Genomic DNA, 19,403 nt, shown 5'->3' with positions numbered 1-19,403 from the left:
ATGTCCTTCAATAAAATAGGTTTGCCAGCTACTGATTCCCGCTGGCGAGGATGGCATATTTGTGAATAGTGAATAATAAGGATAGAAATCTATTATTGTTGTCTTACTGATAACAGATTGAATTCACTCATGCTTTATTGACCTCGACCAGTAATGTTTGATGGGAGTTTCCATGTGCAAGTGGGGTTTTACGGGATGATGTCAGCACATTGACACAACCACCCCAATCAACACCATTCTTATCCGGTTGCCACCATGCGCCGGTTGGCATTGCCACTACGCCGGGGATAATACGTTGAGTCACTTCCGCCGGGATCATAGAAATACCGCGGTCATTAAATACCCGAACCAAATCCCCTTGTTTAATTTTGCGTTTCTGCGCATCCAGCGGATTAATCCACAACTTTTGCGTTTGTACTTCCTTTAACCCAGGATTTGAATATTGTGTTGAATTGGAGCGGTTTTTCCCTTTCCAGGTAATTAGTTGCAGTGGGTATTTTTCAGTTAATTTATCCTCCGGCCCTTCGAATGCCGGCACATAATGTGACAACGCAGGGATTTCAGGATCTTGTATGTCATACAGGCGCTTAGAAAATATCTCTATTTTTCCTGAAGGCGTTGGAAATGGATGATTTTCTGGGTCACGAATATTTTCTTCAAAAGCGACATAAGGCGGTATTTTGAAAAGATGCTTGTGTGTTTGTTGTAATTCTTCAAAAGTGGGCAAATTTTCTTTTGGCATAGCCTGACGATTAGATTCCATAATATGGGCTATCCACGCTTTTTCGTCACGTCCCTGGCTGAATTCCTGCTCAACGCCCAGTTTTGCTGCCACTTCGCGTATCCATTCATAATCAGAACGCCGTTCGAATTCAGGTTCGATCAATTTTGATGACAGAATGAAATAGCTGCCGGTACCCCAAGGATAGGCAATATTCCAGCGTTCCATAAAACTGGTTTCCGGTAATAAAATATCGGCATAGCGGGCGCTTGGTGTTAGATAAAGGTCACTGGAAACAATGAATTCAATTTTAGATTCATCTGCTAATATTTTTACTGCTTGATTGATATCTGGGTTTTGATTTGCGAGGTAATTACCGGCCAGCGAGAATAGCATTCGGATATTGGTATTCAGCTTATCGGCGCCAACTAAACCGTCTGCCGGGGTGACTTTACTGGCATCATCGGCTGCCTGGACCCAGTTCATCACGGAGATTTTTTCTTTTACCGGGTTTTTACCAAGATCAAGTCCATAGAGGGATTTATTACCTGCGATACCACCGAAACCGGCGGCCCATCCCCCTTTTTTACCTACATTGCCGGTTATTGCGGCTAAAATTGTTGAACCACGTGCAACACGCTCACCACAGATATGACGTTGTGGTCCCCATCCCTGAATCAGGGCTGCGGGTTTAGTACTGGCATATTCACGGGCAAGCTGACGAATAATATTCGCCGGCACTTTAGTGATTTTTTCGGCCCATTCCGCTGTTTTCACAATCCCATCTTTAGCGCCTGTCAGGTAAGCAACTAGAGATTCATTGGCAGGAACGCCATCCGGCATATTGTCTTCATCAAAACCAATCGTATAACGATCGATAAATTCTTTATCGTGCAGGTTTTCACTGACAATTACATACATCATTGCATCCATTAATGCGTTATCAGTTGTTGGTAGCAAAGGAATCCATTGGTCAGCCAACGAGGAAGCAGAATCAGAATAACGAGGATCGACAACAATAAATTTGGCGCCATTCTTTTTCATCTTCTGGAAATAGTGATTGGTGTGACCAAAAATAGTTTCAGCCGGATTATGGCCCCAAAGAATCACTAATGGAGTATCTTCCAAAGTATCTAATGTACTGCCTGAAGTTGCCACACCATAGGTATAAGGTGTCGCTGCCGCTGTATTGCCCATACTCACGGAATGGTAAAATTGTAAATGCCCGCCGGTAATATTGAGTAAGCGACGTAACATTTTATCACCTGATGATACACCGCCGATTACTGCGGTATTAACGCTAACATAGCGGCAAGCTGGGCCATATTTTTCAGTAATGTGTTTCAGTTTATCCGCAATAATGGTTGTCGCTTCATCCCAAGAGATTCGCTCAAATTTCCCCTCTCCCCGCTTACCAACTCGTTTCATCGGATATTTTAAGCGATCAGGATGATAAACAAATTTGCGATAACCCTTGCCGCGGATGCAAGCTCGCATGATCGGCATTGATTCATCAAGTTCATGATCAGGTCTGGTGGTGATGCGGGTGACAACACCTTCTCGAACATGAGCTCGGATATCGCATCTTCCTCCGCAATCAAATGTGCTACAGGTAGGTACGACTTTTGTTTCTCCCGCATCAATAACATGAATCGGTAGCGAGCCCTGGTTTGTTTTCTCTTCGGTGGTTGCCTGGCGGGTAGAAATAAAAGGAATAGATATAAGCGCCGCACTCGCTTGAATAAAACGATGACGGATGACGGTCAGGTTATCATTCTGTTTATTGGCTTCATGGTTTATTTTTCTGTGTTTCATATTCGCCTCCACATTGCATCTCTTTCGTTGGATGTTATTTATACCTGTTATCTTTCAAGTTGCCTCTTTGTTGGCTGCGCTCCCTTGCCGTCGCGATGCATCTTGAAATCCATAGGGTATAGATCACATTTTATTGAAAAGTTTTGCTAAATCTGGTTAACAATTAACAAATTGGTGCTGAAATGAATGTCTTAAAATAACTCATATCATGAGTGAATATTTCAGGATGTATATAAATTTACTATTTAGATTTCATGATATTGATGGAGTAGCGCTAAATATTTTATACTAATACCTAATGATAGTTATACCTCTCGCATTCAAAATAGGGTATTCAATAGAGTCATATAATTTTAACTTAACATCTGTCATAGTCATCAACATTCGGAAGTTTGGTTTGCAATATTGCATAAAAACCTTAATTATCAAATAACTGGCTCCCCTGAAACAGATACCCCAAAATGAGATCTTCTTGGAGAACAAACGATGAATAAAACATTAAGGAATATATCCTTATTCACAGGCATTATATTTGGTAATCTGGCATTATCTCATGCCGCAATTATTCCGGCAGGTACATTATTATCAGTTAATCAAGATATCGTCCGCAATAATGGTTCAGAACCTGTGTCTCTTGATGTTCATAAAGTTGAAAATGATGTGGAATTTAATATTGTTCATGATTTTTTCAGTGGATTAGTCAGCGCAGGCAGCGATGGAAAAATCAATTCTGATTTAGCCGTCAGTTGGGAAACCAAAGATAATAAAGTGTGGTTATTTCATCTAAGAAAGGGAATAAAGTGGTCTGATGGCTCCCCTATTACTGCTCATGATGTGGTTTTTAGCTGGCGGCGTTTAGTTGATCCCAAAATGGCGTCTCCGTATGGCAGTTATCTTGGAAATATGCACGTAGTCAATGCTAAAGATATTGTTTCTGGTAAGAAAAAAATAAATGAATTAGGTGTAAAAGCACTGGATAACTTGACTTTGCAAGTGACGTTAGAACAACCGGTATCCTATTTTTTACAGATGCTGGCGTATCCTGTCATGGTACCGATTAGCCAAAAAGCGGTTGAAAAATATGGCGAAAAATGGACTCATGCCGATGTATTTGTTAGTAGCGGGCCATTTAAGTTGTCCGAATGGGTTGTTAATGAGAAAGTTGTTGGCGTCAGGAATTCACAATATTGGGATAATGCCCACACTGTTATTAATAAAGTCACTTATCTTCCAATAGCATCAGAAACAGCAGATATAAATCGTTATTTGGCCGGAGAAATCGATATCACTAAGAATATTCCATCAGTTTTATTTAAATCCTTAAAAACCAAATTAGGTGATCAGGTTCATATTACGCCAGCGTTAGGTGTTTATTATTATGATTTTAATAATCAAAAAGCGCCTTTTAATGATGTCAGAGTCAGACAGGCATTAAATCTGGCTTTAGATAAAGAGATCATCGCGAATAAGGTTTTAGGGCAAGGACAAGAACCCGCTTATAATCATACGCCGCCCAATACTGGAGGAATGGATTTAGGGCAGCCTGATTATGCATCATGGACACAACAAGTAAGAATTGAGAAAGCTAGGAAATTATTAAATGAAGCGGGTTATAATAAAGATAACCCATTGAAATTTAAACTTCTTTATAATACATCAGAAGAGCATAAACGGATTGCTATTGCGGCGACTTCAATGTGGAAAAAAAGTCTGGATGTAGATATTGTTTTGCAGAACCAAGAACGAAAAGCTATGTTAGATGTTATTCGTCAAGGCAATTTTGAGATGGTGAGATATGCGCGGATTGCTGATTATGATAATCCTGCCTCGTTTTTAAATAATTTTGTTACTGGTAGTTCTAATAATACATTCTTATATAGCAATCCTGCTTATGATGATTTGATAAATAAAGCTAAAGCAACAAATGAAAGAAAATATTTTCAGCAAGCAGAAGATATTCTGGCAAAAGATGTACCGGCAATTCCTGTTTATTACTATATCGGCGTCAGATTAGTTAAACCTTATATTGGTGGGTATTATATGAGTCCATTGGGTTTTGTATCGACAAAAGATCTTTATGTTATTAAGAATTAGTAGAATATTATTTTAGTATTTAGGTGGATATTACGGTTTTGAACAGTTTGGTTGTTTTAAACCGTAATATGTAGACAAAAATATATTATAGATATGGTAAATTAACCATTAATAGAAAACGGAAGTAGATAAACTGTTTTCCTTTAATCATATATTTATGAAGACTGCCAAAGATCCATAACGATCATCGCAATATTCCTGATTTTTTTCGCACCACTCTTCCAATTTAGGAATATCGAAGACATAACGATATTCAATTAAAATTTCAATTAAACCTTGAGGAGTAGTAACATTGTCACTCCAATCACCCCATATTCCACCAACATCGTGTTCTAACTCACTTTTCCAAAGAGAATCTTGGCTAAATTCTGGTGAAATAAAATTAAAAAGGAAAGGTGAATTGTGGTTAAAGATTTTATTTTATAATATTAATATTTTTTTCAGATAGTATTTTTACGATATGATTTTATATTTTCATCAATTAATTTCATTAGAATTTTATATCGGTAAATTTTTCATTGAGATTATCTGCATAAGAATAGACTGATAGGAATACATCACTATAACTATAAATAAGTGTTTTCTAGTTACCTGATGATAATTAAAACGCAAAAATCATTTATTATATGAACTATGTCAAATAAATTAGGAAAATCATATCGTTTTATATTACAAAAAATAGTAACAGGCATACTTTAAACAAAATTTCAATAACTTAATATAATTAGATTATTAATCAATTTATGAAATGGATAATCATATTATATTCATCTAGAATAAATAATTAAGTCCTGGGGCTTTATTTGTCGTAGATAAATCATCCTGTAAAATGGAGGACACTATTATGTATAAACAACATAAAGTGAAAGTAATGACTTTAGCCGCTACGATGATGACAGCTTTATCTAATAGCGCATGGGCTCATGGTTATATTGATAGCCCAGGAAGTCGTGCATTCCTTTGTTCTGCACAGGGAAATGGACAAAATACGGATTGTGGGTTGGTCAAATATGAGCCTCAATCTCTTGAAGCCAAGAAAGGCTTTCCACAATCTGGCCCGGAAGATGGTCATATTGCCAGCGCTGGTATAGGTCATTTTGGCGCATTGGATGTTCAAACCGAAGATCGCTGGAAAAAAATTCCTATTACTGCCGGTGATATTGAGTTCCAGTGGGAAATTGTGATTCAACACAAAACCGCAAGTTGGGAATATTTTATTACCAAACCTGATTGGGATCCCAATAAACCTTTAACCAGAGAGCAATTTAATAGCACACCTTTCTGTTTTGAGGATTATCAGGAAAAAATGCCGGGCAGCAGAGTTATTAATAAATGTACTTTACCAGAGGGTTATCAAGGCTATCACATTATACTGGGTGTTTGGACAATCTCAGATACCTTAAATGCATTTTACCAAGTGATTGATACAACGATTAGCCCTGCTTGATATTTGGTACATCTTATAAAATAACTATTATCGGGAACAGCATGATGCTGTTCCTGTTTATCGAATTCGGCCGCGCATTGAATGCGCTATTATATGAGACATATTTGTCAACTGGAAAATATTTTGATAAAGAATTTTTGGGGTAAAGAGGCTGAGTATGAAAACGGGCGTGAAAACTAAACCTGTTTTTTCATCATCAGCAATGCGATTGCTATTCTCTATTTTACTGCTACGTTATATATTGCTGGCACTCGTTTATGTCAGTCACTAAATCTTTACCTTATAAAGGATTATACTTATGTTTTCCCCTTCTAAATCAATCTGTTTTCTGTTGATGTTTATCTCAGCCAGTATTAATGCAATGCCCATTGATAGCGCCCGTTTGGCTACGGTGGTAAAACAGGAAGAGCAGACGCTGAATGCCCGCATTGGAGTGGCCGTTATCGATACGGCGTCAGACAAAATGGTCAGCTATCGCGGCAACGAGCGTTTCCCACTGAATAGCACGTTTAAGGCGTTGCTATGCGGCGTACTACTCAGCGAGGTGGACAAAGGCAAGGTAGCGCTTACAGACGCCATTCAGTTTGATAAAACTGAGCTTGTGGAATATTCACCGGTGAGTGAGAAATTTGTCGTGCCCGCTTCGATGAACTGGCAACAACTGTGTAGCGCGGCGGTTAGCTACAGCGATAACACGGCCGCAAATCTGATAGCGAAAAAGGTAGGAGGACCGGTTGCAATGAACCTTTTCTTTTCTGGTTTAGGCGACAACGTCACGCATCTTGACCGTTATGAGCCGGAATTAAACAGTGCCATCCCCGGCGATAAGCGCGATACCACCACGCCCGTAGCTGTCAGCCAGACGTTACAGAAATTGACGCTGGGAGAGGTGTTGAAACCGTCATCTCGTCAGCAGCTTGTAGAATGGATGCGTGATGATAAGGTGGCGGATGCATTGCTGCGCTCCGTTTTGCCTGCCGGGTGGAAAATTGCTGACAAAACCGGGGCAGGCGATTATGGTTCGCGGTCAATTATCAGCATCGTCTGGCCGAAAGATAGCAGCCCACTAATCGTCGCTATTTATATTACACAAACTGAAGCGACCATTGCACAGAGTAATGAGGCTATTGCTCGCATAGGTAAAATTTTATTTTTGCCAGCGCAATAATTATTCAGGCAGAGGCAAATGAAAAGCCTCTGCCATTAGCTTAAAGACCGAATTTTTCTTTTAGTTTATCAAGCTGCTGTTGTTGAAATAACTCAAACTCCTCTCTTGGTTGCTGCAAACGTATAGAATCTAACATTGGATCTTTGACTTCAGTACGAATGCCGCTCATCTGTTCAAGTACAGCCAATCCACAGAATGGTACATAAGACTCCGCATACCCGCCTTCGTGTACAACGACTAGTTTTCCGTCGCATAAACTATCTGCGGCCTGTTGCACTAGCCGGGTCATCTCTCGGAAACTTTCACTATGGAGCTGCATTCTTGCCAAAGGATCCACTGCATTCGCATCATAGCCACAGGCAACAATAATCAGTTCCGGTTTAAAACGTTCAAGCGCAGGAAGGACTATCTGTGTCATTGCATAGATATAGCTATGATGTCCGGCTCCTGCAAGTAGTGGGATATTCAGGTTATAACCAGTCCCTTCCCCTTCCCCGATATCATCTTCACCACTGTATCCTGGAGGGAAACAACCATCCTGATGCATCGAGATGGTCAAAACATCAGAACGATCCCAATAAATATGTTGAGTGCCATTACCGTGATGAACATCCCAATCAATGACCGCCACTCGTTTTAAATCAAAACGTTCTTTTGCCTGTTCAATTGCCAATGGGATATTGGCTAGAAAACAAAATCCCATTGGCTTATCAGGCAAACAGTGATGACCTGGCGGTCGAGAAAGGCTGTAAGCATTATCAAGCTCACCGCTAAGCACAGCTTCCACCGCAGCGCAAGCAAGGCCGGCAGAGAGTTTAGCAATTTCATAGCTTCCTGGTCCCAAAGGTGCTTCTATACCAAGCATTCCTCCGCCATTATCACTGACTTGCTTAAACCGTTTCAGATATTCTTCTGGATGAATTTTACGTAATGTTGGTTCATCAATAGGTGATGCCGAAGAAAGGTGCAAAGAGTGACTCAAGCCTGATACATCCATCAAATTTTTCAACCGTCTTTTTGTTTCCGGCGATTCAGCATGTGCAGTCCCAGAAGAAGGCTGAACCCAACCTCCGACAGGCAGAGTAACTACATACGCGCCAGTACTATGCCAAAAACAATGTTCGTCAAAGAAAAACCCCGTCTTTCGTTTCATCATTTTTTCCTCTTACATTAAATTAATTAATCTATCATCAACATAATCGAAACACAAAAACGGATTAATCATGGGTTATGTCAAAATTCCTACAAAAATAATGAATCTAATAATGGCGGAACTGCCAGTTTCTCCCTTATTTTGTGTGGTTTGCGTTTAAATGCGACTTGTGAGTTTGATGTTTGCACCTTTTGTTTTATAATTAATAGTATGTTGTAACTAATTTTGTTATTCAAATGAGTAAATATTTATCAATTGAAGATTTAACTAGTTGTTTTCAAAAACAAGAGAGTAAGCTGAAACAATTGTATGAACAATTGCGTAGCTATTCGTTGTTGGCCGCCCATGTGTTCGTTCTGCCTGATGTAGAAAAAGGCAGTGAACACGATGCTGTAACAGAAATAATTGTTAATGAAACGACGGGTAATAACGCCCTAAATTTAGGATTAAGTCATTATCAGAAGCTATTTATATATCACAATAATCAAAATATCAGCAGTAAAGCTGCCGTTCGTCTTCCCGGTGTATTATGTTTTTCAATGAACCAACAACAATATCACTCTGCTTTACTATTGGTTGAAGAAATTAATAAGTTAAAAGCAGAACTTGAACATATCGTAACTGTGCAATCAGGGGTGGATAAAGAGCAACGGTTTGATTTTGTCCACAGTCAGTTACATGGCTTGATAACTCTAAACGCTTACAGAACCATCACTCCCCTTCTCAATCCTGATTCAGTTCGTTTTGGTTGGGCAAATAAAAATATCATCAATAAAGTGACAAAAGATCAAATTCTGCAACGTTTGGAAAAAAGTTATAACGCGGGTCGTGCCGTTCCCCCTTATTCTCGTGAACAATGGGTAGCATTGGTTGGCAAGGAAATCACCGATATAAAAAAATTGCCTGATGATGTGGTTTTAAAAATCAAGCGCCCAGTGAAAGTGCAACCCATTGCACGAGTCTGGTATGCGGAACAACAAAAACAGGTGCAATATGCTTGTCCCCTGCCAATAATCGCGTTTTATGTTAACTATGGTGATAATCAACCAAAGATAGGGAGACTTGCTAATTACGATGCCAACGCCATAGTGCATCGCTATAAACCCAAAGCCAAACCACTGGAATTGATTATTCCAAGGCTACATTTATATCGAGAGATTTAATGACAGAATACGAAGAAAAAGGGGTCGTTATTAAAACAACATTATCAGAAAGTTCTGCGGATAACTTCACAGAAAAGGATAGGTATTTACTATTGACAATATGTAAAGATGTATATATCTTTACTTTTTAAATTTAGTAAAGAGGTATTTTTATGCCAATAGTTAGTCAGAAAAGACAGGTAACGTTACCGCTTGAGCAATGTTCGATAGCTGGCATTCAACCAGGTGATGAATATGAGAGTTTCGTCAGCCGAAAAGGGGTCATTTCAATTGTTACAAAACGCAAGGGGGCCGCAAAGGGGATATTGAAGGGTATCTTGGTTGATCACCAAGTAAGTGAAGAAGAATCACTTGAGAGTGCCATACACTGATGATTGCGGTAGATACAAATGTTGTACTCAGATATTTGCTGCAAGATGACGCTAACCAGTCTCAAAAGGCCAATGCACTCTTTGAAGGTAAGCAAAAAATCTTGATCACAGACGTGGTCTTAGTTGAGACAATTTGGACATTAAGAGGCAAGCGTTACTTGCTACCTAAAGAGACGCTGGTAGAGGTGTTACACAGACTCATTGAAGAGCCTAATGTTGTCTTCGAAGATGGTCATGCGCTCTGGTGTGCATTGGATGATTACATCAATGCCAAACCGATTAAATGCGGCGGCAAAACTAAGCAGGCCGACTTTGCAGACGCATTGATAGTCAATAAGTCTCAGCGGTATGGAGTAAAAAACAAAGAATCGGTCTCGCCGCTTTATACATTTGATAAAGCTGCTCTGGTGATCGATGGTACAGAAGAGCCTTAACCGGAGCACTCGTCTCCGGTTAATTTTTCATGACTAAATAACAATTACTTCAAGCTGCCAACCATATCTTCTGGACGAACCCACTCATCAAACTCAGCTTCTGTCAGATAACCCAGTTTCATCGCCGACTGTTTCAATGTCAGCCCTTCTTTATGGGCTTTCTTAGCAATTTCCGCGGCCTTGTCATAACCAATATGCGTATTCAACGCCGTCACCAGCATCAGAGATTCATTCAGCAACTGAGTAATACGATCGCGGTTAGGCTCGATACCAACAGCGCAATGTTCATTAAAGCTACGCATACCGTCAGCCAACAAGCGAATAGATTGCAAGAAGTTATTAATCACCATTGGGCGGAACACATTCAGCTCAAAATTGCCTGACGCGCCACCAATATTAATAGCAACATCATTACCCATCACCTGGGCACAAAGCATCGTCACCGCTTCACACTGAGTTGGGTTAACTTTACCTGGCATGATTGAACTGCCCGGCTCATTTTCTGGAATTGAAATTTCGCCGATACCACAGCGAGGGCCGGAAGCCAACCAACGAACATCGTTTGCGATTTTCATCATGGATGCCGCCAGACCTTTTAATGCCCCATGAGAATGAACCAGCGCATCACAAGTCGCCAGTGCTTCAAATTTATTTGGCGCAGTAACAAACGGATGATTGGTCAATTCAGCCAATTTTTTAGCAACACGAACAGCATATTCAGGATGAGTATTTAAACCGGTGCCAACCGCAGTTCCCCCTAGAGCCAGTTCACAAACATGGGGAATACTGTCTTCAATGTGTTTCAAGTTATGCGTTAACATTGTCGCCCAACCTGAAATTTCCTGACCAAGGGTCAATGGCGTCGCATCTTGCAGGTGGGTACGACCAATTTTAACGATATCCTTATAAGCTTCAGCTTTATCAGCCAATGTTTTTTGTAATATTTTCAGCTCAGGAATAAGGTGTTCACGCAACGCGATAACAGCGGCAACATGCATTGCTGTTGGGAAAACGTCGTTAGAACTCTGACTTTTATTGACATCATCGTTAGGATGGATAAGGCGTTCATTCCCCCTCACCCCACCAAGGATCTCGCTACCACGGTTCGCCAACACTTCGTTCATGTTCATGTTACTTTGTGTTCCAGAACCGGTCTGCCAGATAGCAAGCGGAAATTCTGTCGGATGTTTACCTTCCAGCACTTCTTTCGCAGCAGCAATAATTGCTTCTCCACGTTCTTGCGGCAAAAGGCCTAAATCCATATTGACACTGGCCGCAGCCTGTTTGGTTAATGCCAAAGCATGAATTAATGCAACCGGCATTTTCTCCTGCGAAATGCGGAAGTGCTCAAGTGAGCGTTGAGTTTGCGCTCCCCACAATTGGTCAGCAGGTACTTCGATAGGCCCCATTGAGTCTTTTTCAATGCGAGTGGCTGCCATTACTATCTCTCCTTAACACACAGAATAATCGAATATGCATAATCGGTCTTTGCAGATAAACTGATTAGCATTCTGCTATCATGCCACATATTAGTTCCTGATTATGCCAACCAAGTCGTATTTATCGTATTGTGGCGGAAAGGAAATAGATTGATTTTTTTAAAAAGAGAGTAACGGCCATGTTGAAGATGATAAATCAGATCCAGCACTATTCATGGGGAAGTAAAACTGCCCTGACGGATATTTATGGTGTTGAAAATCCAGATAATCTACCAATGGCTGAATTATGGATGGGCGCCCATCCTAAAAGCAGTTCACTCGTAGCCAATCCTGAAACGGGAAAACCAATTGCCTTAAATGAATTAATCGCCAGTGATCCAGAAAAATATCTGGGGAAGAAAGTTTCAGATAGATTTCACCGTTTGCCTTTCCTATTTAAGGTATTGTGCGCGGCTCAACCTCTCTCAATTCAGGTTCATCCTGATAAAAAATCCGCAGAAGAAGGTTTTGCCAAAGAGAATATCGCGGGTATTCCGTTAGATTCACCCGAAAGAAATTACAAAGATGATAACCATAAGCCTGAATTGGTTTATGCTCTTACCCCTTTTCGGGCAATGAATGGATTCCGTCCATTAAACGAAATCGCGCAATTATTGGCATTTGTTACTGCGGCCCATCCCAAGATTCCGTTCTTTATTCAAACACCAAACGAACAGAGTCTTGCCTGCTTATTCTCCCAATTGCTCAATATGAGTGGTAAACAAAAGCAATTAGCTCTTGGTGTATTAAAATCGGCGTTAAACAGTCGATTCGGCGAACCTTGGGATTCCATCAAGAAAATGACAGAGTTTTACCCTGACGATAATGGCCTGTTTATTCCACTTTTACTTAATGTTATCGAACTTGAGCCTGGTCAAGCCATGTTTCTATGTGCACGCACGCCTCACGCTTATCTGGAAGGGGTTGCTCTAGAAGTTATGGCAAACTCAGATAATGTCCTACGAGCGGGTTTGACCAACAAATATATGGATATTCCTGAGTTAATGGCAAACATTGATTTTGTATCAAAGCCGACAAACACTCTATTTACGCTACCAGAGCAGGAAAAAACAGCGAAAAATTTCCCTATTCCAGTGGATGATTTTGCATTTTCTATTTATTCTCTATCAGAACAGCCAATTATGCTTGATAACAATTCAGCATCGATTGTTTTTTGTGTTGAAGGTCAAACAGTTATACAATCTGGAGAACACCAATTAAGAATTTTCCCAGGTGAGTCAGTATTTATATCTGCTGCCGAAAAGGCTGTGATTATTCACGGTGATGGTTTTACCGCCCAGGTTTTTAATTAATAATGCCAATCCGGGTCTAAAACTTATTCACAGGCCGTTAAGCAACTGTTTAAATTCCAAGTGATGCTAACGGCCATTTTTATACTAAGAGAGCGCATATTACTTACTTGCAAAGTATGTGCTAAAAGGATGGATTTCCATTATGAAAAAATCGTTAGTGGCCGTAGGCATTATTGTTGCCTTAGGCGCAGCCTGGACTGGAGCTTCATGGTATACAGGTAAACAGATTGAAAAACGTATAGATCAATCAATTTCCCGCGCTAATGCTGAGATGAAAAAAGCCTTCCCTGAAACAGGTCTGATGTTACAGAGTAAAGATTTCCACCGAGGTGTGTTCAGTTCTGACGTTCGTATCGTTTTGACAACTAAAGATGGTGTTAAAAACGCAGAAATTAAACCAGGTGAAGAGATTTCAATTAAATCTGTGATTGATCACGGCCCTTTCCCACTTACACAAGTGAAAAAATTAACCTTAATCCCTAGTCTGGCTTCCGTTCATTCCGAACTGGAGAATAATGAAGCTTTAAAACCGCTGTTTGCAATCACTAAAGGAAAATCACTGTTCACTTCTGACTCACGTGTTAGTTATAGTGGTTCTGTTATTTCTGATGTTGATATCGTCCCTGTCGATTTTGAACAAAATGGCGCTAAGTTCAATTTTTCCGGCGCCAAACTCACTTCCGATCTCAGCCGTGATCTGAAAGAAATATCACTGGCAATCAAGAGTGACCAGTTAGCCATCAATAAAAATAACGAAAATTTCCTTGCCAAAGGTATTGATTTAAATCTGTCCAATAAAAAAGGCAAATTTGATATCTATATTGGCGATCAAAGCATTAAAATTCAGGAAGTCAGCCTAAAAGGCATCGGTAATGAAGATATGATACTTTCCGGTGTGAAAATAGATTCAAATATCGGTGAAGATGAAACCAATCTGAAAGGGAAAATCACTTACAGTTTAGATGGTCTCAAACTGAAAAATATCGATTTTGGTTCTGGTCAATTTGTAATTACTGCGGATCGTCTGGATGGTGAAGCCGTGCGTAAATTTACTCAAGCTTACAATGATGCCACAGCTAAATCGCTCTCTTCCGGCGATCTCTCTTCCGATGCGGCAAATACCGCTATTATTGATGCAGTAGCTTCTAACCTGCCTATTTTGCTGAAAAACAATCCACAATTTGGTATCGAACCATTAACTTGGAAAAATGCCAAAGGTGAAAGCACCATTAATTACCAAGTGAGTTTGAAGAACTTACCGAAAGATAAAAGTAGCTTCTATTCAATGAAAACAGAAGAAGCTATTCGCACTTTAATTCAAAACATGTCTCTAAATGTCACATTACCAAGACCTATGATGATTGAGTTCTCCACCCAGTCAATGATAGTGAATGGCATGGACAAAGCAAAGGCTGAACAAAAGGCTGAACAACAGATAAAACAGTTTGAACAATTAGGACAACTGTTTAAAATTACCACGGTTGATAAAGATGCTATCAGCATTAAATTTAACTATGCAGATGGTAATGTAGAAATGAATGGTAAGAAAATGTCCTTACATCAATTCATGTCTGAATACGGTTTATCTGACCCTTCCGATGATAGTGAAGCGCCAGAGCAAATAGCGCCAGAAAGTGATACCCACGACAGTGGAAAGGTGAAAGAAGAAGGTACTGAGCAACCTGCACAATAAAACGCATCCATAAATGTTTTGTTAAATTGCCAGTCAATGCATGTGACTGGCATTTTTATATAAAAAGGACCGGAATATGATTGACACAAAACTCCCACTGACAGATTTACACCGCCATCTCGACGGAAATATTCGGCCGGAGACTATCTTAGATCTTGCCAACCAGCATAATATTCAGCTTCCAGCAAATGATCTGGAATCACTCCGCCCTCACGTACAAATTATTGAAAATGAACCGAGCTTGGTAAGCTTTTTGCAAAAACTTGATTGGGGAGTGGCGGTACTCGCTGATTTGGACGCTTGTCGTCGTGTTGCTATTGAGAATGTTGAAGATGCCATCAATACTGGGCTCGACTATGCTGAATTACGTTTTTCCCCTTATTACATGGCGATGAACCACAAATTGCCAATTGAAGGGGTTGTTGAGGCGATTATTGATGGTATCCATTCTGCCCGTCAAAATAACGATATCGACATTCGTCTTATCGGCATTTTGAGCAGAACTTTCGGTGAGCAAGCCTGTACTCAGGAATTAGCTAGCTTGTTAACTCACCAACAACATATTACTGCACTGGATCTGGCGGGTGACGAATTAGGTTTTCCCGGTCATCTGTTTCAATCCCATTTTAATAAAGCCCGTGATGCTGGTTGGCATATAACCATCCATGCCGGCGAAGCCGCTGGCGCAGAAAGTATTTGGCAAGCAATTAGGGAATTAGGCGCTACTCGTATTGGTCATGGAGTAAAAGCCATAACCGATCCCTTATTGATGGATTATTTGGTTGAAAACCGTATTGGTATTGAAGCCTGTTTAACCTCAAACCTTCAAACCAGCACCATTAATTCTTTATTGGACCATCCACTAAAAAGATTTCTGGAAAAAGGTATTCTTGCTTCCATTAATACAGATGATCCAGCAGTTGAAGGCATCGACATCCGCCATGAATATGAAATTGCCGCACCTGCCGCCGGTTTATCTATTGCCCAAATTCGCCAGGCTCAGATAAATGGGCTGGAAACCGCTTTTATCAGTGATGCAGAAAAACAAGCATTACGGCTGAAAGTAGCAAATCGTTAAATACAAATAGTTCAGGAATGGAAATTCCATTCCTGATTATGGTTATATATTTGGAATATAAAATACAATAGAATTGGATGCTAATCTGAATATAAAAACGATAAGCTCTTTCTCATTACTCAATTTAAAGGATATATCCAACGATCTCTATCCTGAACATTTTTATCATAAATAACGATGTAACTGCTTGATAAAATATGACTTCGGCTCCCCATCCTCCCGTATTATTAACATTACAAAACCGTGACCATCAGAACGCTCCCAATGTTCTACTTCTCCCAAGCGTCGCGCACAGACAAAAATTCAGGAGCAACTCAGAGCCAGTCTCAGAAGATGACTTCTTCACCCTGCGGCTGTAATATCAACCGCAGCAGGCTCTTTATTTTTATTTAGCCATTTATCTGATTTTATTAGGTTATGTAAGCATAATGTAGTGATACCTATTTGGGCTAAGATATTTATACTGAATTACTAAGACACACTAATAGTTCTCTGCCATTTTTCTCCAATCACTCGAAAGGTTGAAAGGACCGCTTTTACCATGTCTTCCACCATTGGTGCAGAGAAAGCCAAAAACAAAGGTAAATCTGTATAGAAAAGTATTATGTAGCAAAGAGGTATACCAAAGAACCATGCTGCTACCATATCTATAATGATGATAAAGCGATTATCTCCCCCACTTCTGAGAGCGCCAACGATATTTATCGTTGAAAGTGACCTGATAATAATAGTAACTAACACAATAACATAAGCGTCATGAATAAAGTCAATAGACCTTTGTGATAACTCAGGATAAAAGGATAAAATAAACCCATTTAGCAGATAGAGCAGGGCTGTGAGTGGTAAAGCGAATGCCAAACCTAACACTATACACAAACGTGATATAGCCGTGGCTTTTTCATACTCCTTTTTGCCTAACGCTTCACTTATCACTATCCCTGCTGCGATTGCAATCCCCCAATAAGAAATATGGGCTAGGTTAATAATTGAGGAGATCACCGCTGCTGAAGCCACTAAATCTTTGCCTTGAAAAGCAATTATTAAAGTGTATAGGCTCATACTCGCCGCCCACAGTAAAGCATTTATAGCTTGCGCACCTCCTATATTCAACAACTCTCTAGAGGATTTGCACTTATAATTAAACTTGTAAAAGTCAAGGTACAATCCATTGTACTTTTTTAATAGAAAGAATATGATTAGGAATATTTCTATTAACTTTGAAAGAACTGAACCCAATGCAGCTCCAATCACTCCGTATCCATCCACATCAGCTATGCCAAAAACCAAAAAATAACTGAAAAAGATATTAGCAACAACACCACTTGCAGATATCAAAAACGTTAACGATGTGTTACCGAGCGCATTGAGAAGACCTATATAAACTTGAATGATGGCGGACGTCAAAATTGTATATGAAATGACATCAAGGTAGTCTATTGCTTTAGAGGTATAATCTCCTTCTCCCCAAAAAAACAAAATAACATCTTTATTAAACAGCTTAACAATAGAAAAAATAAAAAATGATAAAGTAAAACTAAGTACAAGCCCATTAGTCACAATCAATTTTAGAGTGTTTGGAAAGTGCTTATTTTGAGCAACTATAACTGATACTGAATTTGAAAAAGAATAGACTACACTCAAAAAAACTAACATAATGCTAGTTGCCAATCCCATTCCAGCTAGCTCTTCTGTGCCTATATATCCAATCATTATCGTGTCGATAATTGACATCGAAGTAAACAATATCGACTGAGCCGTAATCGGCAACGCAAGCTTAGTTATTCGATAAATATCAGTGGCTACGCGAGACGTCATTGGTGCCGCCTCAAAACTGATCTTTGACGAAGTATCTCTTCAATCCCCCAATACTCATGCTGTAATAACAAGTATGTTTCATCTAGTAAATGCTTAGAGTGTATATATTCAAAGGCATTAAAGTTAGACTTCTTTTTACTGACAACATCTTCTGGTTGAGGAATATGTATCGAAGCTGATTTAGAAACGAAACTAAATATTGCCCCCTCTTTCATAAGTCTAATACCCAACTCGATATCCTCTCCTCCCCAAGATCTGAACGACTCATCAAATCCAGATATAGAGTCAAATAAAGACTTGCGTATAGCTATTACCCCACCCCAGCAATATACCCATGGAGCACGTAAATTCCGCATATCCATACCATGATATGAAAGATGATAGATTCTAGGATCAGGAAAAGTGGAAGTTGAGATATATAATTTTAATGCACCTTCGACTCCATAATTTTCAATATCTCTAAGAATGATTTTCTTGTTGTTAGAGCAGTTAGTGATTCCGTAAATACTTCCTAAAGAGACACAGCATTTATCATATAAAGAAGGTTCGATAATACTCGAAACGGCATTTTTTTCTAGATATATTCCACAATCAACGAACAATAAAATTTCACCACTGGCAATCCTTGCCCCTCGGTTTCTAGCTAATGCAACTCGAAATCCATCATCCTTTTGAGAAACGACAATTATTTCATGCGTGCAATTAATATTGCTTACATTTATAGACTCATCTGAACCGTCATCAACTATAACCACCTCCAGTTCAACTTTATCTGATAGTATTTGATTATCTAAAGATGATATAGTCGATAGCAATTGAATGGTATTATTATAACAAGGAATGATAATACTGATAATCATAATAAGCCAGCCTAAAATATCTCACTTTTAATCATTTTTACAATGTCATGCCTACCGCATATCAATGCTTGAGCACTGCTTATATCACTAAAGGAGTAATGTACCTGAAAGCCTGCCTCTTTTAATATAATATATCCCGCTGCGACATCCCATTGATACAAATTTAGCTCAAAGAAGGCAAGCAAGCGGTTTGCAGCAACGTATGACATACAGAGAGCTGCACTACCATTTCTATAGGGCAAATAGCCAAGTTCAAATAAACTTGTTAATGCTTTTGAAATTTTCCTCTTGTCATCACGATAAGACGTACCAAACGCTAAGTAAGGCATAGGACTATGTTCCTGCTCTACGAGCGGCTGGGCGCTTGCAGATAATCTTGTGGAATTTAAGAAAGCACCTTGACTATGGTAAGCACTAAAACATTCTTTACGAATTGGATCGTAGATTAAACCAAATAATATGCTGCCTTTCCTAAAGGCAGCAATAGATATACACCATCCAAACACACCTGTAGAAAAGCTATGAGTTCCATCAATTGGATCAATTAGCCAGGTATATTCGCTTGTATCTGTAAAGCGGTGAAAGGAAGACTCTTCAGAAATAATCGTATCACTAGGAAATATATCTGAAATGGAGCTTTTTATATATTCATCTACAATCAGGTCAGAGCTGGTAAGCACATCTCCTTCTTTTTTATGTTCACATATAAAAGCTAGGTTGTTGAACATTTCGAGTGCAATATCTCCTGCACCTGCAATAACTTGCTTGGCATGTACAAACCTTTCATTCTTTAACATACT

Annotated in this window: 15 protein-coding genes; 9 read left to right on the top strand and 6 right to left on the bottom strand. The window is 39.5% G+C overall.

Annotated features, from left to right (window positions below; translation table 11 throughout):
• Positions 1-127 precede the first annotated feature (127 nt).
• Positions 128-2,536 carry a DMSO/selenate family reductase complex A subunit gene (locus tag TI10_RS02170; RefSeq protein WP_049581525.1) on the bottom strand — a complete coding sequence of 803 codons (2,409 nt, stop codon included), beginning with the start codon at positions 2,534-2,536 and terminating at the stop codon, positions 128-130.
• A 486-nt stretch (positions 2,537-3,022) separates the two neighbouring features.
• Between TI10_RS02170 and TI10_RS02165 the strand changes: the two genes are divergently transcribed.
• The 3 genes from TI10_RS02165 (at position 3,023) to bla (ending at position 7,245) form a co-directional block, all read left to right on the top strand.
• Complete coding sequence (locus TI10_RS02165; RefSeq protein ID WP_049581524.1) at positions 3,023-4,630, top strand: ABC transporter substrate-binding protein; 1,608 nt, start codon at positions 3,023-3,025, stop codon at positions 4,628-4,630.
• 844 nt (positions 4,631-5,474) lie between these two features.
• Positions 5,475-6,077 carry a lytic polysaccharide monooxygenase gene (locus TI10_RS02160; protein ID WP_049581523.1) on the top strand — a complete coding sequence of 201 codons (603 nt, stop codon included), beginning with the start codon at positions 5,475-5,477 and terminating at the stop codon, positions 6,075-6,077.
• Between the two features lie 298 nt (positions 6,078-6,375).
• A complete protein-coding gene (gene bla / locus TI10_RS02155) occupies positions 6,376-7,245 on the top strand; it encodes a class A beta-lactamase (protein WP_049581522.1) in 870 nt (289 codons plus the stop codon).
• Positions 7,246-7,285: 40 nt separating this feature from the next.
• Here the strand turns inward: bla and TI10_RS02150 are convergent, their stop codons facing one another.
• Positions 7,286-8,398, bottom strand: coding sequence for a class II histone deacetylase (locus tag TI10_RS02150; RefSeq protein WP_049581521.1), 1,113 nt, complete (start codon positions 8,396-8,398; stop codon positions 7,286-7,288).
• Between the two features lie 236 nt (positions 8,399-8,634).
• On the opposite strand from TI10_RS02150, the gene tus reads away from it, so the two are divergent.
• The 3 genes from tus (at position 8,635) to TI10_RS02135 (ending at position 10,366) form a co-directional block, all read left to right on the top strand.
• Positions 8,635-9,561: a DNA replication terminus site-binding protein gene (gene tus, locus TI10_RS02145; protein WP_049581520.1), complete on the top strand. Its 927-nt coding sequence runs from the start codon at positions 8,635-8,637 to the stop codon at positions 9,559-9,561.
• A 152-nt stretch (positions 9,562-9,713) separates the two neighbouring features.
• On the top strand, positions 9,714-9,932 hold the full coding sequence (locus TI10_RS02140; protein WP_049581519.1) for a hypothetical protein: 219 nt from the start codon (positions 9,714-9,716) through the stop codon (positions 9,930-9,932).
• Positions 9,932-10,366, top strand: coding sequence for a PIN domain-containing protein (locus tag TI10_RS02135; RefSeq protein ID WP_049581518.1), 435 nt, complete (start codon positions 9,932-9,934; stop codon positions 10,364-10,366). Before TI10_RS02140 ends, TI10_RS02135 begins: the two co-directional genes overlap by 1 nt.
• Before the next feature lie 44 nt (positions 10,367-10,410).
• Here the strand turns inward: TI10_RS02135 and fumC are convergent, their stop codons facing one another.
• The gene (fumC, locus tag TI10_RS02130; RefSeq protein ID WP_049581517.1) at positions 10,411-11,805 is read right to left on the bottom strand and encodes a class II fumarate hydratase; all 1,395 of its coding nucleotides are present in this window, start codon (positions 11,803-11,805) and stop codon (positions 10,411-10,413) included.
• A gap of 179 nt (positions 11,806-11,984) precedes the next feature.
• Here fumC and manA point away from each other — a divergent pair, with 179 nt between their 5' ends.
• The 3 genes from manA to add all read left to right on the top strand — a co-directional run bounded on the left by manA (position 11,985) and on the right by add (position 15,928).
• The gene (manA, locus tag TI10_RS02125; protein WP_049581515.1) at positions 11,985-13,157 is read left to right on the top strand and encodes a mannose-6-phosphate isomerase; all 1,173 of its coding nucleotides are present in this window, start codon (positions 11,985-11,987) and stop codon (positions 13,155-13,157) included.
• A gap of 142 nt (positions 13,158-13,299) precedes the next feature.
• Positions 13,300-14,850, top strand: coding sequence for a YdgA family protein (locus tag TI10_RS02120; protein WP_049581514.1), 1,551 nt, complete (start codon positions 13,300-13,302; stop codon positions 14,848-14,850).
• Positions 14,851-14,926: 76 nt separating this feature from the next.
• Positions 14,927-15,928, top strand: a complete 1,002-nt coding sequence (gene add / locus TI10_RS02115; RefSeq protein WP_049581513.1) for an adenosine deaminase — start codon at positions 14,927-14,929, stop codon at positions 15,926-15,928.
• Positions 15,929-16,399: 471 nt separating this feature from the next.
• On the opposite strand, the gene TI10_RS02110 is transcribed toward add, so the two are convergent.
• Genes TI10_RS02110 through TI10_RS02100 form a run of 3 tightly spaced genes read right to left on the bottom strand, consistent with a single transcriptional unit; the run spans position 16,400 to position 19,400 of the window.
• A complete protein-coding gene (locus tag TI10_RS02110; protein ID WP_049581512.1) occupies positions 16,400-17,743 on the bottom strand; it encodes an MATE family efflux transporter in 1,344 nt (447 codons plus the stop codon).
• Entirely contained in the window at positions 17,740-18,603 is an 864-nt protein-coding gene (locus TI10_RS02105; protein WP_049581510.1) for a glycosyltransferase, read from the bottom strand. The genes TI10_RS02110 and TI10_RS02105 overlap by 4 nt, the downstream gene beginning before the upstream one ends.
• Positions 18,604-18,614: 11 nt before the next feature.
• Positions 18,615-19,400, bottom strand: a complete 786-nt coding sequence (locus TI10_RS02100; RefSeq protein ID WP_049581509.1) for an inositol monophosphatase family protein — start codon at positions 19,398-19,400, stop codon at positions 18,615-18,617.
• Positions 19,401-19,403: the final 3 nt, after the last annotated feature.

This window comes from Photorhabdus luminescens subsp. luminescens (genome assembly GCF_001083805.1).
Taxonomy (GTDB): Bacteria; Pseudomonadota; Gammaproteobacteria; order Enterobacterales; family Enterobacteriaceae; genus Photorhabdus; species Photorhabdus luminescens.
Note: the sequence above shows the minus strand (reverse complement) of the source record. Positions and strands in the feature narration are given on the sequence as shown.

Bases quoted from the DNA above. Each gene is read 5' to 3' on its own strand.
- TI10_RS02100 (WP_049581509.1), bottom strand. From the start codon at position 19,400: ATGTTAAAGAATGAAAGGTTTGTACATGCCAAGCAAGTTATTGCAGGT.
- TI10_RS02150 (WP_049581521.1), bottom strand. From the start codon at position 8,398: ATGAAACGAAAGACGGGGTTTTTCTTTGACGAACATTGTTTTTGGCAT.
- add (WP_049581513.1), top strand. From the start codon at position 14,927: ATGATTGACACAAAACTCCCACTGACAGATTTACACCGCCATCTCGAC.
- TI10_RS02160 (WP_049581523.1), top strand. From the start codon at position 5,475: ATGTATAAACAACATAAAGTGAAAGTAATGACTTTAGCCGCTACGATG.
- TI10_RS02110 (WP_049581512.1), bottom strand. From the start codon at position 17,743: ATGACGTCTCGCGTAGCCACTGATATTTATCGAATAACTAAGCTTGCG.
- bla (WP_049581522.1), top strand. From the start codon at position 6,376: ATGTTTTCCCCTTCTAAATCAATCTGTTTTCTGTTGATGTTTATCTCA.
- TI10_RS02140 (WP_049581519.1), top strand. From the start codon at position 9,714: ATGCCAATAGTTAGTCAGAAAAGACAGGTAACGTTACCGCTTGAGCAA.
- tus (WP_049581520.1), top strand. From the start codon at position 8,635: ATGAGTAAATATTTATCAATTGAAGATTTAACTAGTTGTTTTCAAAAA.
- TI10_RS02135 (WP_049581518.1), top strand. From the start codon at position 9,932: ATGATTGCGGTAGATACAAATGTTGTACTCAGATATTTGCTGCAAGAT.
- manA (WP_049581515.1), top strand. From the start codon at position 11,985: ATGTTGAAGATGATAAATCAGATCCAGCACTATTCATGGGGAAGTAAA.
- TI10_RS02165 (WP_049581524.1), top strand. From the start codon at position 3,023: ATGAATAAAACATTAAGGAATATATCCTTATTCACAGGCATTATATTT.
- TI10_RS02120 (WP_049581514.1), top strand. From the start codon at position 13,300: ATGAAAAAATCGTTAGTGGCCGTAGGCATTATTGTTGCCTTAGGCGCA.
- fumC (WP_049581517.1), bottom strand. From the start codon at position 11,805: ATGGCAGCCACTCGCATTGAAAAAGACTCAATGGGGCCTATCGAAGTA.
- TI10_RS02170 (WP_049581525.1), bottom strand. From the start codon at position 2,536: ATGAAACACAGAAAAATAAACCATGAAGCCAATAAACAGAATGATAAC.
- TI10_RS02105 (WP_049581510.1), bottom strand. From the start codon at position 18,603: ATGATTATCAGTATTATCATTCCTTGTTATAATAATACCATTCAATTG.